Consider the following 18,220-nt stretch of genomic DNA (forward strand, 5'->3'; position numbering starts at 1 on the left):
ATGTATATAATACAAAAGCTATTAAACATTAGATAGGAGAACAAAAAATGGCAATACTAGACTTTTTAAAAGCATCTAAATATAAAAAGTAGATTCAAGAATTAAATGAAAAAATAGAAAGAATTGAATTAACCAAAGAAGAAGCTAAATATATTAATACAAAAGAGCAAGTTAACAAAATTAAAAAAGAAAAAGAATATATAGAAAAAGAAATAGAAGAACTTAATAATAAAAAGATTACAGAAAATTAGAATCAATTTATTTAAATTTTAATATTTATTGTTTTAATATAAAAACAGTACATGAAATAAGAATGATATTTTCATGTACTGTTTTTGGTTTTTATAGGTATCTATTGGAATATGAACTCAAATTCTTATGATATGTAGGTGTCTTTGAAGCCTTTTGAAATGGCTTCATTTTTTAGTTTTAGGGCGTTATTTTTGTCTTTGAATGCTCCTATGGTTACTTTGTAAAGTTGGTCTTTTGGAGGTGTTTCTTTGTTTATGAAGTTTAATAGGGTAGATGCTATTGTTTGTGCTGTGTTTTGGACGTAGCTTTCTTTTGTGCAAGAGGTTTCTACTTGTGAGCTTGATATGAAATCTATTTCTATTATTATTGCTGGCATTTTTGTGTTTTTTAGTACTGAAAATTGTTTGGATTCTTTTACTCCTCGGTTAGGCGTGTTTAGGTTTTTTGATAAATTTGTGGTTAGGGTTTTGCCTAGTGTGGAGATTTTGCTGTTTAGGTTGTAGACCCAAGTTTCTGTGCCTTTTGCTGATGTGTTTGTTGAGGAGTTCATATGAATGCTTATGAAGTAGTCACAGTTTTCTTTGTTGGCTTTATCACATCTTTGTGAAAGTGAGTAATAGGTATTGTTTTCACGAGTTGTTATTACTTTTTCGTTGGATCTTTCAAGGATTTTTTTTACTAGTAGTCCTATTTTTAATACTGTATCGCTTTCTTTTGTGTTGTTTTTGCCTATGGCTCCAGGATCTTTTCCTCCATGACCAAAGTCTAAGTACCATTTCATTTTTGTACCTCCTTAGGGTTTAGTTTAGTAAATGGTAGCATTATTGATGGGGTGAGTATAGTGAAGTGGTTTGAGAAATATTGAAAATATTAAAAAATAGAGGGGTTGAATTTAACTCCTAGAATTTATATGTTATCGAATTTATTATAGTAGATCATTAGGTGAATTGCATATTTGAAAAAATATAATCTAATTCCAGCATTGATCCATATTTAGATTCTGCGGATGAAGAGCATATGAAAGATAGCTATGAAGCATAACATTATACTACAATTTACGGAATTTATGATAATACATTCATTAAAATAGTTAATGACACTATAGAAATTTACGGTATTTACTTCAAATATGATAAATATAAATAGATTTCAAAGTTAAAGGGAGTAATTTATGGAAAGTAAAAATAGAAGTATATTTGTAATAGGTGATAGTATATCCATACACTATGGACCATATCTAAAAGAGATGATAAAAGATAAATTTAACTATGATAGAAAAAGGGGTATTAAAGAAGCATTAAATAATTTGGATAGACCAATAGGAACTAACGTAGGTGATAGCGTTAAGGTTTTAGAATATCTAATTGAAGAAAATCATAAAAATGTTAAGTATGATATTTTACTTATAAACTGTGCAATGCACGATATTAGAATTGATAGAAATTTGTTAGAGAAGCAAGTAAAAGAGTCTGAGTATAAAATGAATTTAAGTAAGATAATTGATATAGCAAAGAATATGTCTAGCCAAGTACTATGGGTTAGCACAACTCCTTTTAATGAAAAAATTCACAATTCAAGAAAAGTTGGTTTCTTAAGGTATATAAAAGATTTGGAAACTTACAATAGCATAGCAAAAGAAATAATAATTGAAAATAATATTGGATTTATAGATTTGTATAGTTTTACAAGTAACTTAGGTGAAGATATATACTGTGATCATGTTCATTTTAATGAAGAAGTTAGAAAGCTACAGTCTGCATTTATAGCGGGCTACTTATGCAATTTAAAAGAGTAATAATTAAAGTGATACTTATTTTAGAGTACACCTATATTCTAGGAGGATGTATAATATAGAAAAGCTGAGAATCTGTTATTAGGGGGGACTTATGGTTAAGTTAAAGGATTATAAAATATTAACTGATGGAAAAATTGATATTGTTTTACAGGAAAAACGTGAGGGTGATGATCTCAAAGGGTTTTCACCAGAGTATAAATTTAAGGTTTTACTACATAATTCTGATAAGATAATAGGACATATTAATTTGAAAATTGGGAATATAGAGAAAGTAGTAAAATACATAGGATATATCGGATATGCAATTAATGAAGAATATCGTGGTAATAAATATTCTGCAAAAGCATGTAGTATTATTAAGGAAGTTGCTAAAGAAAATAGATTAGATAGTATAATAATTACATGCAATCCTGATAATTATGCTTCTAGAAGAGTTTGTGAATACATTGATGCAAACCTTATAGAAATAATAGATATTCCAAAAACATCAGATGCTTATTCATTGAGTGAAACTAAAAAATGCCGATATGAATGGAAATAGTTGAGGGAGATTTCTTATGGTTAATACCATAGTTGAGTCAAATTCAAATAAATATTATGCAAATCCAAAAAAATTTATTTAGGAGTAGGGTTTTATCCATTTGAAGAAATAAAAGAAATATGGGATGAGAAAACCCCCTGCCTAATAATGATAAAAAGTATCTAAGGTAAGATTTAATAGTCCAAACTTTTTATTTTTTTTATTAAAATCAAAAATAAATTAGTTAACATCCTTTGATTGATTTACTCCTTTAAAAATTACCATATATTGAAAATAGTCTGTAGTAACTTTAGACCTATCAAACTCATTGCCAGATTGAAAAGGTGATATGAATTCATTTTCAAACGGGGACTTATGTCCATTTAGTTTAAATAACATACATGTGTTTTTATTTTTTATATAGTCACTGAATATATCTGTATTTACATAATAAGAGCCTGGTATATACTTTGAACTTGGTTTATCATATACATAAGCTATAGACATAACCGTATCTTTAAACTTATTGTCTTTATCCAATTTAGATCCAAAAAACTCTATATCGAAAGAAGTATAAGTAACTTTTTCTTGGTATATATGTCCTAATCCCCATTGGCCATAGTATTTACCATCATCTATAGTACTATCTAATATTATAAAGTTCTTATAAATTTGATTTTCTCGTATATAATCAAATTTCATTTCATCCTTATAAGCATCACATGTAGCCTTTATATTTTCTACCACAATTGTAAATCCTAAAAATTCTTTTCCAAGTAAGTTTTTATAAAATTTTTCATTTGTTTGTAAATCGATAATTACATTATTAACCTTTAAATATAAATCATCCATTGCAGCCTTCCATTCATAGGTATCACCTTTGTTTTGATAATTTTTTAAACTCTCTAGCAATGAATTTATACTTTCTATTTCTGATTTTTCACTATTTATGATATCTTTTATATAATCATGAGAGCTAATAGGATTGTGCTCTATGTCTATTCCAATTATTTTTATTTTATCATCATCGTCTAAATCTTTATTAAATTCATAAAGTTGTTTATAAAAATTATAATTATCTTCATTATGACCGGCTGTCCCTTTTACATGTGAAAAAGCTTGTTGTAATATATCTTCATCACCAGTTTTTAGATACTTATTAATAAAGTATGCATTACTATATCCCATTTCAGCTAGATAATATTTAAGATCTATTTCTTTTTGTAGATATCTTACCATTTTGATATTGAGTATCTTATCTTTATCAAACCCATGCATCTCACCGGTTAAAATTACTTTTTTATTTTCTAGATCTTCTTTTAATAAATCTAACCCTTTAAAATCATCAATACTATCTAGATTTATACTTGCTTTATTGTGATTTAAATATTCTTCTGTACTCAATGGTTCTGTACTTGTACATCCAGCTAATAAACCTGTACTTAGTGATATTATTATAGTACATATAGTTTTTTTTATTTTACTCACAGTATCCCTCCTTACCTTGTATACTTTAATGATACTTATATATATAAGAGATATCTACATACATAACATCGTCTTGCAAATAAATATACATTTGTTTCAAATCAGGATTAAGTGTAGAAGAAGTAGAAGCTTTAAAAAATTAAGAAAAAAACTTAAGAATACATAAATAAAGCATCAGTATAATTACTGATGCTTATTTTTATGGATATTTCTGCTATCATTAAATTAACAATTATTCTACAACATAAACTAATTTATACGTTTATATTTTTACCAAGGGGGATATATACATGAGAACAGGCTATGATGTATTTGGAAAAGCATATGGACAAATGTTAAGAAACGACTTACACGCATTAGATTCAATAGACCATCAATTCTTAAAAGAAATGACTTTAGTAGATACACAAACAGCACCACTATTTTACGAAACTAATCCTAAAATTCCATACAACACAACTAAACATGAACTATTTGAATTTGCTCAAACCTTTAAAGGAAACAACACACTCGATACAATTAAAAATATCCTAAAATTCACATCTAACATAGCATTTAACTATGAAGTAGAATTTTTAGATATGACCTTTGGAGGAAAAGAAAAAGATATAATAAACAGAGGAACTGACTGGTGTGCAGACATGGCAAGAGTAGGGTGTGTATTATTACAATGTAGCAACATCCCTGCAAGGATAGTTCATATCGTTAACACAAAAAAAGCATATCATGGTCATGTTATATGTGAAGCATTTATTGATGGAAGCTATGCAATGTGTGATTTTATATATGGAGTACTTGGATATGACAAAGATCCAATATCAGCATGGGAAATGAAATTAAATAAAAATCTTGTGACAAAATGCTATACTCGTGATTACAAAGAATACTCAAAAGCAAATGATTTAGAAGGATTATTCTCAGAAATAGCTGTAAATGAATATAACATTATGGACAAAAATAATAACTATACAAAATCAAAACCAAATAATTATACAATAAGAATAATAACTGAGGAGCATGAAGATAATTGGTTCATGGGAGAGGATATAATATAATGATGCTTATTTTTATGGATATTTTTGTTATAATTGAATTAAAGATATAAAAACTCTAGAAAGTACAGCACAACATAGCTTATTTAAAGGCATTAAATATCTATAAAATTATAAGGGGAGAATTTATGCAAGAATATATAATACAAAATAAACTAGAACAATTCATAGAAAACTACCAACAAATAAAAGAAGTTAAAGGCGCATGGAGCATGGGGATGATACAATATAGTTGTGCTTTATCTCTAACAATTAAAAACCAATATGCAAACAAAGAAAAGATAGAAGAAAATCTAAAAATAATAAAAGATAACACAGGAATATTCTCAAACTTTAGGGGATATAGCATGTACTATACAGCTACACTATTATCAAATAAAATCGATACAGAAAATGACTTTAAAGAAATCCTAGAGATATATAAACAATTAAAAAACAAGAGTTTTTGGGGAGACACATATCTACCATTTGTAGCAATAATACTATATGAAAACAAAAACAAGATAGACATAGATACATGTATTGATAACATGAAATATGTATATGAGTTTATGAAAAAACATCATCCATTTTTAACATCAAGTGATGACTATTGTAGAGTAGCGCTTATAGCTATAAATTCAAAAAATATAGATGAAGATTTACAATACATAGAAAAATGTTATGAAAATCTTAAATCAAATGGATTTTATGCATCAAACAATCTTCAAGCCCTATCTCATATAATGTGTTTTGACAAAGATAGAAACTCTGAAAGTATAGATAAAATTATAAGACTTAAAAACTTAATGGATAAAGAATATTGTAAGATAGATGGATACGGATATCCCCTAATAGGAGCTATATCATTATTAGATTGCAATGAAGCTACACTAGTAAATCAAGTAAAAAATGTATCAGATAGTCTAAAGGAAGTAAAAGGGTTTGGTAACTGGGGATTAGGGAAAAATAATAGAAATATGATAAGTGCGGCTATAGTAGCATCAGCGTATGCAGATTATTTAAAAGAAGACAGTAAGGTAGATACTATAAGCAATAACATATTCTTAGATATAATTATAGCAATAGAAATAGCATGTATGGTTGCAACTATGGCTGCCGTTTCAGCAACTGCTGCATCAAATAGCTAAAAAGCTATATTAACATGTAAACAAATTTAAAAATATTAAAATATACTCTGGATTTAGTTTTAGATGAGAGTATTATTATAGTTAAAGAGCAATACAATTATTGCTCTTTTTTAGTGTTATAAAAAACATATATTTTCATGTACATATAACAAACTCCAAATTCTGCTATAATTAAATTAATACTGCTATAAATTGAAAATTTAGAAAGTTGGTTATGGGGGGATTTTATGAAGTTTAAAATTTTAACAATTCTTATAATGATAACTTTAATTACTGTTGGATGCACAAGTACCAGCACGTTATCAGAAGAAGAAAAGTTGGCTGATTTTGAGCAACTATACAATGAAATTAAGGATGGATATCCTTTTTTAGAAGTTAATAAAAGGCAAAATAAAGTAGATTGGTTAGCTAATAAGGAATCTTACAAGGAAATAGTTATGAAAACATTATCAGACCAGGATTTTGCTGATAAATTAAACTATATATTAAAAGACTTAAACAGTGGTCATACTGAAGTAGTTAATGAAAAAGCATACTTTGATATGTTAAAAGAGGTTTATGAACCGCTTGGATGGTATGACTTTTTTGATGATGAAAATGTAAATAATATGTATAACTCCTTAAAAAAGGGAGGTGGATATGGAAGCGAAAGTTATAAGGATATAGAAATGAAGGATTTAGTTGAAGGAGAAATTGGATATATAGATATTCCTCAAATGAATGCAGCAAATGGATCCATTGATGGAGACATGAAAAGAATTGATTCCTATTTGAAAAAAAGACAAGATTATAAATCACTCGTTATTGATATAAGAGGAAATTTTGGAGGAACTGATGAATATTGGACTAAATTAGTATCAACACTTACAGACAAAAGCTATGAATGTGGAGGATATCGATTGGTTAGGAATACTTCAGATGTTATTAATAATTTCACTAAAGCGAGAAATACAAACCTTAATGATATTAGTGAATTACCTAAAGATATAATTAAAAATGCTCCAGAAGAATTAACAAGTATGTTTACACACTTTGAATATAATAAGGCAATAATTCAAGGTAAAAGTAAGACACCATTTAAAGGTAGAATATATTTATTGGTTGACGATTATGTATACTCAGGGGCAGAATCATTTTCTATCTTTTGCAAAGAACAGAAATTTGCTACAATAGTCGGAACTAAAACTGGAGGAGATGGGTATGTGTATGACCCTGTATTATTCAAATTAAATAACAGTGGTCTTATTGTGAGAATGTCATCAACTATGTACTTAACTGATAGTGGCATATGTAATGAAGAAGAAAAAACCACACCTGATATAAAACTTAAAAATGCTTCAGGAAACAATGCATTTGGACTAGATAATTGTATTAACAAAGTATTAGAACTTGAAAATCAATAATAAACTTATTATTAGAATTTAAGAAAACACCTACTAATAGACACTATCTATAGTAGGTGTTTTTTCAAATATATATTCATCAACAATTTCATTATTTTCCAAATCAACAAGCATTATAGAAATCAAAATGTTTAAATTAACAGGGTTTCTCTTTTTAATCCTTTTAAAGGCATCTTCACTATTAGTAGCAATAGTAAATTTAGAAACATTAAGTTCATCATAACAAGCTAAGTATCCATATGTATCCATTAAAAAATGAGTAAGTACAGATAAGTGGTCTTTTTCACGAAAAGGGATAAGCTTAATTCTCCAAATGTAATTATCTTTAGCAGCCATAATATTACCTAAAAAATGATTTTTAATTAAGCTCATATTAAAACCTTCTTTAAGAATCCTAGGAGTTATAGTACTAATAAATTTATCCTCACACTCTTCTCTATAAACCGCTAAATCTGTTTTAATTGTTCTATTCAATCTGGAAAAAGAAGACTCAACACCTAAATAACCACATTTCTCTAAAAGGTAATTAAAATCTACTTTAAGTACTAAAGCTAAAGCTCTTAAAACTTCTTCAGATGGTCTTTTTCTTTCTCCTGATTCAATTCTACTTATCTCGGCATTACTAACACCAGACTTTTCAGCCAAAGCTCGTTGTGACAATTTACGTTCAAGCCTTAAAGTTTTTAAGTATTCTCCTATCATATATCGAATCCTCATTTCTAAACTACAAAATAATTAAATATAACATATCATGTCATATTATGAAAATATTATGACATTTATAATGTTTATTATACCTAAAGTGGTGATTATATTCAACGATTTGACAAAAAAAGGTATTCCTATTGACGGAATAATCACCAAGGTGATAATATTATGTTACCAGTTGGTAACGTTATTTAATAAAGGTATTTAAGAAAAAAATCAATAAAGAAATTAGTTAAGGAGACAGGGGAAATGGAGTTAAACGTTGAGTATTTTAGGGAAGTATTAATAAAAAAGGATATTACAAACAGGGAATTTGCAAGGATGGCTGGGATTTGTCATACTAGCGTAACTAAAATCTTAAACAAAAACATGAAAGCGGGAATGAAAACTTGCAAAGCAATAAGGGGTGCTTTACAAGATGAGCCTGTAAATAAATTATTTATATAAAGTGTTACTTAAATGGTAACAAAAAATCAAAAGGGGGAACAAAAATGAAATTTACTACTAAAGTAGTAACAGGGGAAGTAAGATTTAACTATGTAAACACAAAGGAAGCTAGAGTAAATGATTTAGACTCAGAACCAAAGTTTGGAATAACAATACTTATACCAAAAGAAAGCAGTGAAACTATGGGGAAAATATACATTGGAATGGCCAATGCTACAAAAAATGGACTTAATATATGGGGTGGACAAGTTCCAGAGGATTTAATCACTTGCTTAAAAGACGGGGATCTATTAGACAGACCAGAATACCAAAATCACTTCTATATAAATACAAACTCTAAACAACAACCACAAGTAGTAGATAGAGAACTAAAGGAAATAACTGATTCAGATGAAGTTTACAATGGGTGCTACGGAAGGGTAAGTATAAACTTTTATCCATACAACCATATAGAAAGTGGCAACTGTGGTATTGCGGCTGGACTTTTAAACATCCAAAAGATAAGAGATGGAGAAAAAATAAGTAACAGAAGTAGTGCAGCCGATGATTTTGACATAATAGCCGATGATGGGATATTAATATAATGAAAACTATATCTATAGACATTGAAACTTACTCAAAAATAGACCTTACCAAAAGTGGGGTCTATAAATATATTGAAAAAGATTTTGAAATACTACTTATGGCATATGCTTATGATGATGATGAAGTAAAAATAATAGATTTAAAAAATGGAGAAAAAATACCACAAAAACTACAAGAAGATATATTTGATGAAAATATAATAAAAACAGCTTTTAATGCCAACTTTGAAAGGATATGTTTATCTAAACACTTCAACAAATACCTAAGCCCTAAAATGTTTAGGTGCACACAAGTACATGCCCTATACCTAGGATTACCGCATGGATTAGATAAAGTAGGCAAAACACTAGGATTAAAAGAACAAAAACTAGAAGAAGGTAAAAACTTAATAAGATTTTTTATGGATGAAAGAAATGTATCTTTAATAAATTCAAAGGAAAACATCAATGATAAATTGGATGTAATTAAAAAATATGAAAAATTTAAAACTTACTGCATAAATGATGTTGTAGTGGAGAGAAGTATAAAAAAAGTTTTGGAAAAAGTAGAATTTCCAAAAAGTGAACAAAAGCTTTGGGAGCTAGACCAAGAGATAAATGACAGAGGTGTATTAGTAGATAAAAACTTACTAGAAAATGCTTGTATATATGATAGTGAGTTTAAAGAAGAATTAATAAAAAAACTTAAAACTATAACCAAAGTAGAAAATCCAAAAAGTAATAATCAAATTAAAAACTATCTTAAAAGATTAGGACTAGAAGTAAGCTCACTAAACAAAGAAAGCGTAGAAAACTTATTAAACAGTGAAGAAGTATTAAACCACCCACACTATAAAGAAATAATAGAAGTATTGAATTTAAGAAGCAAGTTAAGTAAAACATCTACTAAAAAATATGAAGCAATGAAAAGATGTATTTGTAGTGATGAAAGGATAAGAGGATTATTCCAATTTTATGGAGCAAACAGAACTGGAAGATGGGCAGGAAGATTAGTACAAGTTCAAAATCTTCCACAAAATAAAATTGAAAACTTGGAAGAAGTAAGAAATATTATAAGTAATAATTATAAAAATAAATTACCTAGTAGAGATACACTTAATAAATACAAACACAATGAAGATATATCAACAATACTATCTCAATTAATAAGAACAACTTTTATACCAAAGAAAAATCATAGATTTATAATATCAGATTTTAGTTCAATAGAAGCAAGAATAATAGCTTATCTTTCCAATGAAAAGTGGAGAATAGATGTATTTAACACTCATGGCAAAATTTATGAAGCAAGTGCATCTAAAATGTTTAAAGTAGACATTGACGAAATAACCAAAGAAAGCGATCTAAGACAAAAAGGTAAAATAGCAGAACTAGCACTAGGATACCAAGGTGGAGTAGGAGCACTTAAAAGTATGGGTGCTTATAATATGAATTTATGTGAAGAAGATCTTATACAAATTGTAAAAGCTTTTAGAACTTCCAACATAAACATTGTTAACCTATGGAAGAAAGTAGAAAGAGCTTTTATAAAAGCAGTCAAAGAAAAAACTATTGTAAACCTAGATAAAAATATAAGTTTCATATATGAAGGAAATATACTTTTTATAAAGCTACCATCAGGAAGAAGACTTTCCTACATAAGACCGAAGCTAGACTATAATAGTTCTTTTAACAAATACACTATAACATATGAAGGACTAGACTCTATAAGTAAAAAGCAAAAAAGACTTACTACTTATGGTGGCAAGCTTGTAGAAAACATTGTACAAGCCATAGCGAGAGATGTATTAGGATATGCAATGCTAAATATAAAAGCTAAGGGCTTTGACATTGTGATGCATGTACATGATGAAATTGTAGTAGAAGTAGAAAATGGAGTTTCAAGTGTAGATGAGATTTGTGAAATAATGTGTGAAGAAAATCCATACTTAAAAGATTTAACTTTAAAAGCAGATGGATTTGAAAGTAAGTTTTATAAAAAGTAATTGATCGTATAATGGGGGATATTATGAAGCATGACAAGGTTATAAATATAGCTATAGGAAGAAGTAGAAAAGAAGTAAATTATGTAAACAAAAGTATTAGGTATTCAGATTTTATAAATCATAATTTAAGAAACACTAAATACACAAATGAGAATTTTAATGAGTATACTAACTTTTCAAAAGATATACAAGACAATATAAAAGATGTTGGAGGGTTTGTAGGTGGACTTTTAAAAGATGGTAAACGAAGAAAAGATACTGTTATAAGTAGAAGCCTTATAACTTTAGATGCAGATTTTGCTTATGAAAACATGATAGAAGATATTGAGAAAATTTGTGACTTTGGTATGTGTATATACACAACTCATAAACATACAAAGGAAAATCCAAGGTTTAGAATTGTTATTCCTTTAGAAAAAGAGGTAGGGCCTATAGAGTATGAAGCTATAGCTAGAAAGATTGCTTTTGATATAGGTATAGACTATTTTGATGATACTACCTATTCTCCTTCTAGACTTATGTACTTTCCATCTACAAGTAAAGATGGTGAGTATATATTTAAGATTATAGATAAAAAATGGTTATATCCAGATGATATATTAAGCACTTATGAAAATTATAAAGATGAAAGTATATGGCCTGTTTCTTCAAGGATAAAGCTAAATACTAGCAATAATAATCCTAATAACCTTAAGGAAAATCCAAGGCTAAAAGAAGGAATTATAGGAGCATTTTGTAGAGTGTACAATGTGTTTGATGTTATTGATAAGTTTTTAAGTCATGTTTACAAAAGAGGAGACAGTGAGTATAGATATACTTATATAAATGGAAGTAGTTCAAATGGTGTGGTTATATATGAAAATGGAGATTTTGCATACTCTCATCATAGTACAGATGTATGTTGTGATAAACTTTGCAACTCTTTTGATTTATTAAGAATTCATAAGTTCTCAAGCTTAGATGAAAAAGCAAGCAGTGATACTCCTATTAACAAGCTACCTTCTTATATAAAGATGATTGAATTTATAAGTAAAGATGAAAAAGTTATGTTAGAACTAGGCAGTAGTAAATTACAAAAAGCTAAAGAAGATTTTAGTGAACTTTATAATTTAAAAGAAAATGATATAAAAAAATTTGAAGATATTAAAACAGATGAAATTAGTATAGATAATATATGGGTTACAAAGCTTGAGGTAGACAAAAAAGGTATGTATAAAGCTAGTAATAAAAATATTGTTACTATATTAGAAAATGATATTAATTTAAAAGGAAAGATAGCTTACAACTTATTTTCAAATAGAACTATGGTTAAAGGTGATTTGCCTTGGAGAAATATCATTGATAAGGAAAATGGAGATGTGTGGCAAGATAGTGATGATGCAAATCTTAGGGTTTACATAGATATAGGTTATGGTATTGTTGCTCCATACAAGATTAATGATGGCTTAGCTATTATGGAAAAGAAAAATCAATATCACCCAATAAGAGATTATTTAAATTCTAATACTTGGGATAAGATTAATAGATTAGATAGTTTGATGATTGATTATTTGGGTGCAGATGATAGTAAATACACAAGAAGTGTAACTAGAAAAATGCTTGTTGCAGCAGTTGCTCGTATTTTTAATCCAGGTGTTAAGTTTGATTATATGTTGGTTTTAGTTGGAAAGCAGGGTATAGGAAAGAGTCATATTATTAGTTTATTAGGGCGAATGTGGTATTCGGACTCTTTAAATACTGTTTATGGAAAAGAGGCATATGAACAGTTACAAAATGCATGGATAGTGGAAATGGCAGAGCTTTCAGCTACTAAAAAAGCTGAGGCAGAAGCAGTTAAGCATTTTATATCAAAAACAGAAGATAGTTATAGACAAGCTTATGGAAGAAGGGTTGAAACTTTTAAAAGGCAATGTGTGTTCTTTGGAACTACCAATGAAAATGAGTTTTTAAAAGATAGAACAGGTAATAGAAGATATTGGCCTTTGATTGTTGGAAGAAATAAAGCTAACAAAAATTTGTTTAAAGATTTAAATAAATATGAGCTAGATCAAATATGGGCAGAGGCTTTGTATTTATATAGATGTGGGGAGCAGTTAATTTTAGATATAGATATTCAAAAGGAAGCTACTTTAAAGCAAGAAGAGCATTTAGAAAGTAATAGTAAGGAAGGTATGATAAGAGAGTTTTTAGAAATGAAACTACCAGAAGGTTGGGACAAGATGGATATATATGCGAGAAGAATTTATATAGGTGAAAATCAGCTTTTAAAACAAGATGGTTGTAAAGTTCGAGAGAAAGTTTGTAGTGCAGAGATTTGGGTTGAGTTATTTGGTGGTGATATGAAATTGTTTTATGGAAGTAATGCTAGGGAGATTAATGATATTTTGAGGAAAATAGAAGGATGGAGTGCTTTAAGAAATGGAGAAGGAAAGCTTAGGTTTGGGAAAAATTATGGAGTTCAGAGAGCTTTTGTAAGGGATAATTAGGCGTTACCCTAGAGTATTATAGGTGTTGTCGAAGGTAAAAATTAGACATCACTAAATTTAGATATAGGTGTTACCAAATATATAAGACAACACTTAAGGCAACAGTTGTAGGTAACGCTTGTATATAGATGTTTCAATAGTTATAACATAATGTAGTCTAATTATACAGATATTTATATAGAGTAGTCTGAGTAGGTAAAATAAATGAAAAAATATATCTAATCTATAAATAAGTTATATGGGGATTTTTTTGACAACGCAAAAAAGAGCTACCTCAAAATAGGTAGCCCTTGGGTAAATTATGCTATTACTAAGTCGAATTCTTCTGTATCTGTTAATACTATTTTAGCATCTACAGTAGCAACTAATTCAGAGTCATATGGAGCAAATATGTTTTTTTCTACTATTAAGTTCATAGCAGCTATAACTTCTGCTTCAGTTATGTTTTCTCTTGGATCGTCTATTGCTAAAGATATTTTTCTACCTACTCCTGTTAAGAAAGTCATTATTAATCTTTTTTTAGTTTCCATTTAATTTCACCACCTTTCAAAATTTAAGCAACGGACCTGTTTTCCAAGGTCGTTGGCGATATTAGCAAAGCTAATTTTATATACTAGTTTAATATAGTGTTATCTTGTTTTAATATTTCAAGTGCATCGTGGATTTGTAATCCTAATAATGCGTTTGCTACGTCAAGTATGTTTTGAGATGTAGCGTTTGCTGCTACGTTTGAGAATGTACGAGATTTAACTATTGTTTTGCCGTTATCATTAAGTCCACAGTCTAGTTTTATTTTTAAAGCTGATGGGTTTTTAGTTTCGCTAACTGCCATTTGTTTCTCCTTTCTTTAAAGATATGGGGGTATCTTTAAGTTTTATTAGAAGTGTTACCTTCTAATTTAATTATAGGAGGGTTTGGTTTTTTTCTATATTAAAGGAGTTTGGAAAAATATTTTTAGGAGGGGGATTTTTTTATGGATGAGAAGATTGTAGGGTTTATTAAGGTTGAGGATGTTCCTGAGGGGTGTCGAGATTTGGTTGATGTTTTTGGTATGGATGTTTTTATTAGTTTGATTGAGTATTGTGGTGGGAGTAGTTTGTATTTGCCGAGTAAGGGATCTGTTGTGAAGAAGGCTAGAAATAGGGTTATTAGGGAGGAGTTTGATGGGGGGAATTTTAGGGATCTTTCTGTTAGGTTTGGGATTAGTGATATGCAGGTTAGAAAGATTGTTAGGTAATGTTAAGCTTTAATTTGTGGTGGATTTTTGTTAATATAGATATATATTGATTAGAAGGAGATGTGTTATGGAGTATACTAAGGCACAGTTAAAGGAAATTCAGGCGAAGATTGTATATACTTTAGATGAGCATGGCGAGATGAGGTTTGGTAAGTTGGCTAAGATGATTATTCATTCTGGTATGGCTGATTCTAGTTTTATTGTTTTGAAGACTTTAAAGAGAGGTTGCGTTGAGTTTAAGGAGTTTGATGGGACGGAGCTTTTTGTAAATACTAGGACTGGGTATTGGAAGTTGATAGATTAGTTTTGTGGAGAGCACTGATTTTAAGGCTTAGGCTTTGGTTGGTGCTTTCTTTTTTTGTATGGATTTTTGTTTGGCTCTGGGGGGGCGAGTTTGAGGTTATATAGCATCTTCCTGCACTAAAGCCAAAGGGCGCGGCTTTAACGTTTCGTCAGATTGCTATATAACCTCAAACTCTTTCCTCAGAAAAATATTGAATTCTATATAATTTATATTAACCAAATCATAAAAATAGTATATTGAAGTATAGCTAATATATAATAATGTTTTTTATTTAGGATTAATTTACAATATATGTAAAAAAATGTATAATATTAGGGAATAATACGAGGGAGTGACATACATGAAAAAAGAAGAGCAGCATTCATATATAATAAGGTGTATAGAAGCTAAATTTAAAAAAGTACTTAAAAATAGTTTCAATATAATTGGAGATAATTTAAAAGAAGAGATTTTTATTATAAGTGAAGAAAATAAAAATTTAAAAGAAAAAGGGTATAAAACTTTAGAAAAACTAAATAAGGAAAACAATAAAATTTTAAGTGGGCTATTAGGTATTTATGATTATAATAAAGAACATACTATAATCCATAAAGATATAGCACATTCAGAGATAGGACATTATCTTATAGTTATTAGGTGGGATAAACCCAAAATAGAGGATAAGTATTGTAGATGTATTATAGAAGAAATAATAGAATGTATAATAGAAGAGTGTAAAAATCATATAAAATTAGATGCAAGAGGTTATTCAAGATTTTTAAGTAACTCGGATATGTGTTTGCAAAGTGGAAATGAGATTGATATTGATGGATATGCAAAATACTGTGAAGAAGAAGATCGATTTGCAGATTATAATAAAAAAATTAAATATATTCTTATTAAATACTGTGAGTATATTCTTACAGGAGAAGAAAAAGATACTAGTAGTGGTTGCTATACAATAGATTATTTAAATAGTATATCTAGAACGCCTTATGAAAGTAGTTATAGTAAAGGGAAATTAGCTATATTTAAAAAAAATAGTGAAGTTATTAAATATTTTTCTGAAGAAAATACAAAGGGACTTAAAAATGAAAGTATTATTAAGTTTAAAAGGTATGAATATCTTCAGAATGAAAAAGCAGCGAGAAAATTAATCGAGATGTCTAATGATGATTATCTGGTTATTAGTGATGGGGTAAAAATATATGGAATGATATCTAAAGATGTAGAAGAAGATAAAATAATAGTTAAGTTTAATGGTAACTATTCTTATGAAATACAAACAGAAGATAGAAAAATAATAAGATTAGAATATGGATACCCGCATAAAAGTAAAGATATAGATGAGCAAGAGCTAAGAATTAGGATTAAGAGAGTTTTCGGAGATGAAATACAAACAGAAGATATAGAACATCTAGTAGAAATTATTAATCATATAAAATTACAATCAAAGGGTTCAATGTTAGTTATATCGAATCAATCAGATAATGAAGTCGAAAGATTAAAATATCAATCAACATTAATTGAGCCTAAAGCATTATACTTAGATTCAAAAATTGTAGAAAATATATCAAGAATAGATGGAAGCATTTTTGTAGATGTAAAAGGAAATTGTAAAGCTATAGGAGTTATACTAGATGGAATTGCATGTGAAATTGGAAATAGAAGTAGAGGTGCAAGATATAACTCTGCTATAAAATACATAAATGAGCAAATAGAAAAAAATAACAAACATAACTGCATGGCCATTGTAATATCTGAAGATAAGATGATAGATATAATTGACAAAGAAGAAATATATAAAATAAAAGATAGAGAAAAGAAAATAGAGAATCAAAAGAAAATTGAAGATAAAAAAATGAAAAATTACAATACTATAGCTAAATATGATAAATTAATAGAATTAGAAGAGAAGTCAGAATATTATAGTAGCAGAGGTTATGCATATAGGATTGTAGGAAATTACGAAAAAGCAATAGAAGATTATAGTAAAGCAATAGAATTAGAAGAAAAAGCAATGTATTATAATAATAGAGGAGTAGTACATCACAATAAAGAAGAGTATAAAAAAGCAATAGAAGATTATAGTAAAGCGATAGAGTTAGAAGAAAAAGCAACATGTTATAATAATAGAGGAAATGCATATAGCATTGTAGAAAATTACAGTGAGGCAATAGAAGATTATAGTAAAGCAATAGAGCTAGAAGAAAGAGCAACGTACTATAATAATAGAGGGATGGTACATTATAATAAAAAAAATTACAATAAAGCAATAGAAGATTATAGTAAAGCGATAAAGTTAGAAGAAGATGCAACATACTACAATAATAGAGGAGATACATATTATAGGAAAGAAGAGTATGAAAAAGCAATAGAAGATTATAGCAAAGCAATAGAGTTAGAAGAAAAAGCAACGTACTATAATGATAGAGGAGATACATATTATAATAAAGAAGAGTATGAAAAAGCAATAGAAGATTATAGTAAAGCAATAGAGTTAGAAGAAAATCCAACATACTATAATAATAGAGGAGTCTCACGCTATAATAGAGAAGAATATGAAAAAGCAATAGAAGATTATAGTAGAGCAATAGAGTTAGAAGAAGATGCAACGTACTATAGTAATAGAGGAGATGCACATAAGAATATAGGAAATTATGAAAAGGCAATAGAAGATTATAGTAAAGCAATAGAGTTAGAAGAAAAAGCAACGTACTATAATGATAGAGGAGATACATATTATAATAAAGAAGAATATGAAAAAGCAATAGAAGATTATAGTAGAGCAATAGAGTTAGAAGAAGATGCAACGTACTATAGTAATAGAGGAGATGCACATAAGAATAT

The 18,220-nt window shown here is 28.3% G+C and carries 17 protein-coding genes; 12 read left to right on the plus strand and 5 right to left on the minus strand.

Annotated elements, in window-relative coordinates; translation table 11 throughout:
• Positions 1 to 376: 376 nt before the first annotated feature.
• Complete coding sequence (locus ACRCYC_RS00770) at positions 377 to 1,033, minus strand: N-acetylmuramoyl-L-alanine amidase (RefSeq protein WP_438617278.1); 657 nt, start codon at positions 1,031 to 1,033, stop codon at positions 377 to 379.
• A 390-nt stretch (positions 1,034 to 1,423) separates the two neighbouring features.
• Between ACRCYC_RS00770 and ACRCYC_RS00775 the strand changes: the two genes are divergently transcribed.
• Complete coding sequence (locus tag ACRCYC_RS00775; RefSeq protein ID WP_438617279.1) at positions 1,424 to 2,047, plus strand: SGNH/GDSL hydrolase family protein; 624 nt, start codon at positions 1,424 to 1,426, stop codon at positions 2,045 to 2,047.
• A 91-nt stretch (positions 2,048 to 2,138) separates the two neighbouring features.
• The gene (locus tag ACRCYC_RS00780; RefSeq protein WP_438617280.1) at positions 2,139 to 2,588 is read left to right on the plus strand and encodes a GNAT family N-acetyltransferase; all 450 of its coding nucleotides are present in this window, start codon (positions 2,139 to 2,141) and stop codon (positions 2,586 to 2,588) included.
• Positions 2,589 to 2,807: 219 nt separating this feature from the next.
• Here the strand turns inward: ACRCYC_RS00780 and ACRCYC_RS00785 are convergent, their stop codons facing one another.
• A complete protein-coding gene (locus ACRCYC_RS00785; protein WP_438617281.1) occupies positions 2,808 to 4,055 on the minus strand; it encodes a hypothetical protein in 1,248 nt (415 codons plus the stop codon).
• Positions 4,056 to 4,345: 290 nt separating this feature from the next.
• Here ACRCYC_RS00785 and ACRCYC_RS00790 point away from each other — a divergent pair, with 290 nt between their 5' ends.
• From ACRCYC_RS00790 to ACRCYC_RS00800, 3 genes are all read left to right on the plus strand, one after another.
• Positions 4,346 to 5,110 (plus strand): transglutaminase-like domain-containing protein, encoded by a 765-nt coding sequence (locus ACRCYC_RS00790; protein WP_438617282.1) that lies wholly within the window; start codon positions 4,346 to 4,348, stop codon positions 5,108 to 5,110.
• Positions 5,111 to 5,235: 125 nt separating this feature from the next.
• Positions 5,236 to 6,237 (plus strand): DUF4003 family protein, encoded by a 1,002-nt coding sequence (locus ACRCYC_RS00795; RefSeq protein ID WP_438617283.1) that lies wholly within the window; start codon positions 5,236 to 5,238, stop codon positions 6,235 to 6,237.
• A gap of 227 nt (positions 6,238 to 6,464) precedes the next feature.
• Positions 6,465 to 7,640, plus strand: coding sequence for a S41 family peptidase (locus ACRCYC_RS00800; RefSeq protein ID WP_438617284.1), 1,176 nt, complete (start codon positions 6,465 to 6,467; stop codon positions 7,638 to 7,640).
• A gap of 33 nt (positions 7,641 to 7,673) precedes the next feature.
• Here ACRCYC_RS00800 and ACRCYC_RS00805 read toward each other — a convergent pair whose 3' ends face one another.
• On the minus strand, positions 7,674 to 8,342 hold the full coding sequence (locus ACRCYC_RS00805) for a helix-turn-helix domain-containing protein (protein WP_438617285.1): 669 nt from the start codon (positions 8,340 to 8,342) through the stop codon (positions 7,674 to 7,676).
• Between the two features lie 255 nt (positions 8,343 to 8,597).
• Between ACRCYC_RS00805 and ACRCYC_RS00810 the strand changes: the two genes are divergently transcribed.
• Genes ACRCYC_RS00810 through ACRCYC_RS00825 form a run of 4 tightly spaced genes read left to right on the plus strand, consistent with a single transcriptional unit; the run spans position 8,598 to position 13,850 of the window.
• The gene (locus ACRCYC_RS00810) at positions 8,598 to 8,795 is read left to right on the plus strand and encodes a hypothetical protein (RefSeq protein ID WP_438617286.1); all 198 of its coding nucleotides are present in this window, start codon (positions 8,598 to 8,600) and stop codon (positions 8,793 to 8,795) included.
• Positions 8,796 to 8,839: 44 nt separating this feature from the next.
• Entirely contained in the window at positions 8,840 to 9,379 is a 540-nt protein-coding gene (locus tag ACRCYC_RS00815) for a DUF2815 family protein (protein ID WP_438617287.1), read from the plus strand.
• Positions 9,379 to 11,364: a DNA polymerase gene (locus ACRCYC_RS00820; protein WP_438617288.1), complete on the plus strand. Its 1,986-nt coding sequence runs from the start codon at positions 9,379 to 9,381 to the stop codon at positions 11,362 to 11,364. Before ACRCYC_RS00815 ends, ACRCYC_RS00820 begins: the two co-directional genes overlap by 1 nt.
• A 23-nt stretch (positions 11,365 to 11,387) precedes the next feature.
• Positions 11,388 to 13,850: a VapE domain-containing protein gene (locus ACRCYC_RS00825; RefSeq protein WP_438617289.1), complete on the plus strand. Its 2,463-nt coding sequence runs from the start codon at positions 11,388 to 11,390 to the stop codon at positions 13,848 to 13,850.
• A gap of 299 nt (positions 13,851 to 14,149) precedes the next feature.
• Here the strand turns inward: ACRCYC_RS00825 and ACRCYC_RS00830 are convergent, their stop codons facing one another.
• Positions 14,150 to 14,380, minus strand: coding sequence for a DUF2922 domain-containing protein (locus ACRCYC_RS00830; RefSeq protein ID WP_438617290.1), 231 nt, complete (start codon positions 14,378 to 14,380; stop codon positions 14,150 to 14,152).
• 83 nt (positions 14,381 to 14,463) lie between these two features.
• On the minus strand, positions 14,464 to 14,682 hold the full coding sequence (locus ACRCYC_RS00835) for a DUF1659 domain-containing protein (protein ID WP_438617291.1): 219 nt from the start codon (positions 14,680 to 14,682) through the stop codon (positions 14,464 to 14,466).
• A gap of 141 nt (positions 14,683 to 14,823) precedes the next feature.
• On the opposite strand from ACRCYC_RS00835, the gene ACRCYC_RS00840 reads away from it, so the two are divergent.
• From ACRCYC_RS00840 to ACRCYC_RS00850, 3 genes are all read left to right on the plus strand, one after another.
• Positions 14,824 to 15,087: a Mor transcription activator family protein gene (locus ACRCYC_RS00840; RefSeq protein WP_438617292.1), complete on the plus strand. Its 264-nt coding sequence runs from the start codon at positions 14,824 to 14,826 to the stop codon at positions 15,085 to 15,087.
• A 67-nt stretch (positions 15,088 to 15,154) separates the two neighbouring features.
• Positions 15,155 to 15,391 (plus strand): hypothetical protein, encoded by a 237-nt coding sequence (locus tag ACRCYC_RS00845; RefSeq protein WP_438617293.1) that lies wholly within the window; start codon positions 15,155 to 15,157, stop codon positions 15,389 to 15,391.
• Positions 15,392 to 15,731: 340 nt separating this feature from the next.
• Positions 15,732 to 18,220, plus strand: a 2,489-nt coding sequence (locus tag ACRCYC_RS00850; protein ID WP_438617294.1) for a tetratricopeptide repeat protein, incomplete at its 3' end; no start/stop codon positions are given.

The sequence above is a fragment of the Paraclostridium sp. genome, assembly GCF_051657365.1.
Taxonomy (GTDB): domain Bacteria; phylum Bacillota; class Clostridia; order Peptostreptococcales; family Peptostreptococcaceae; genus Paraclostridium.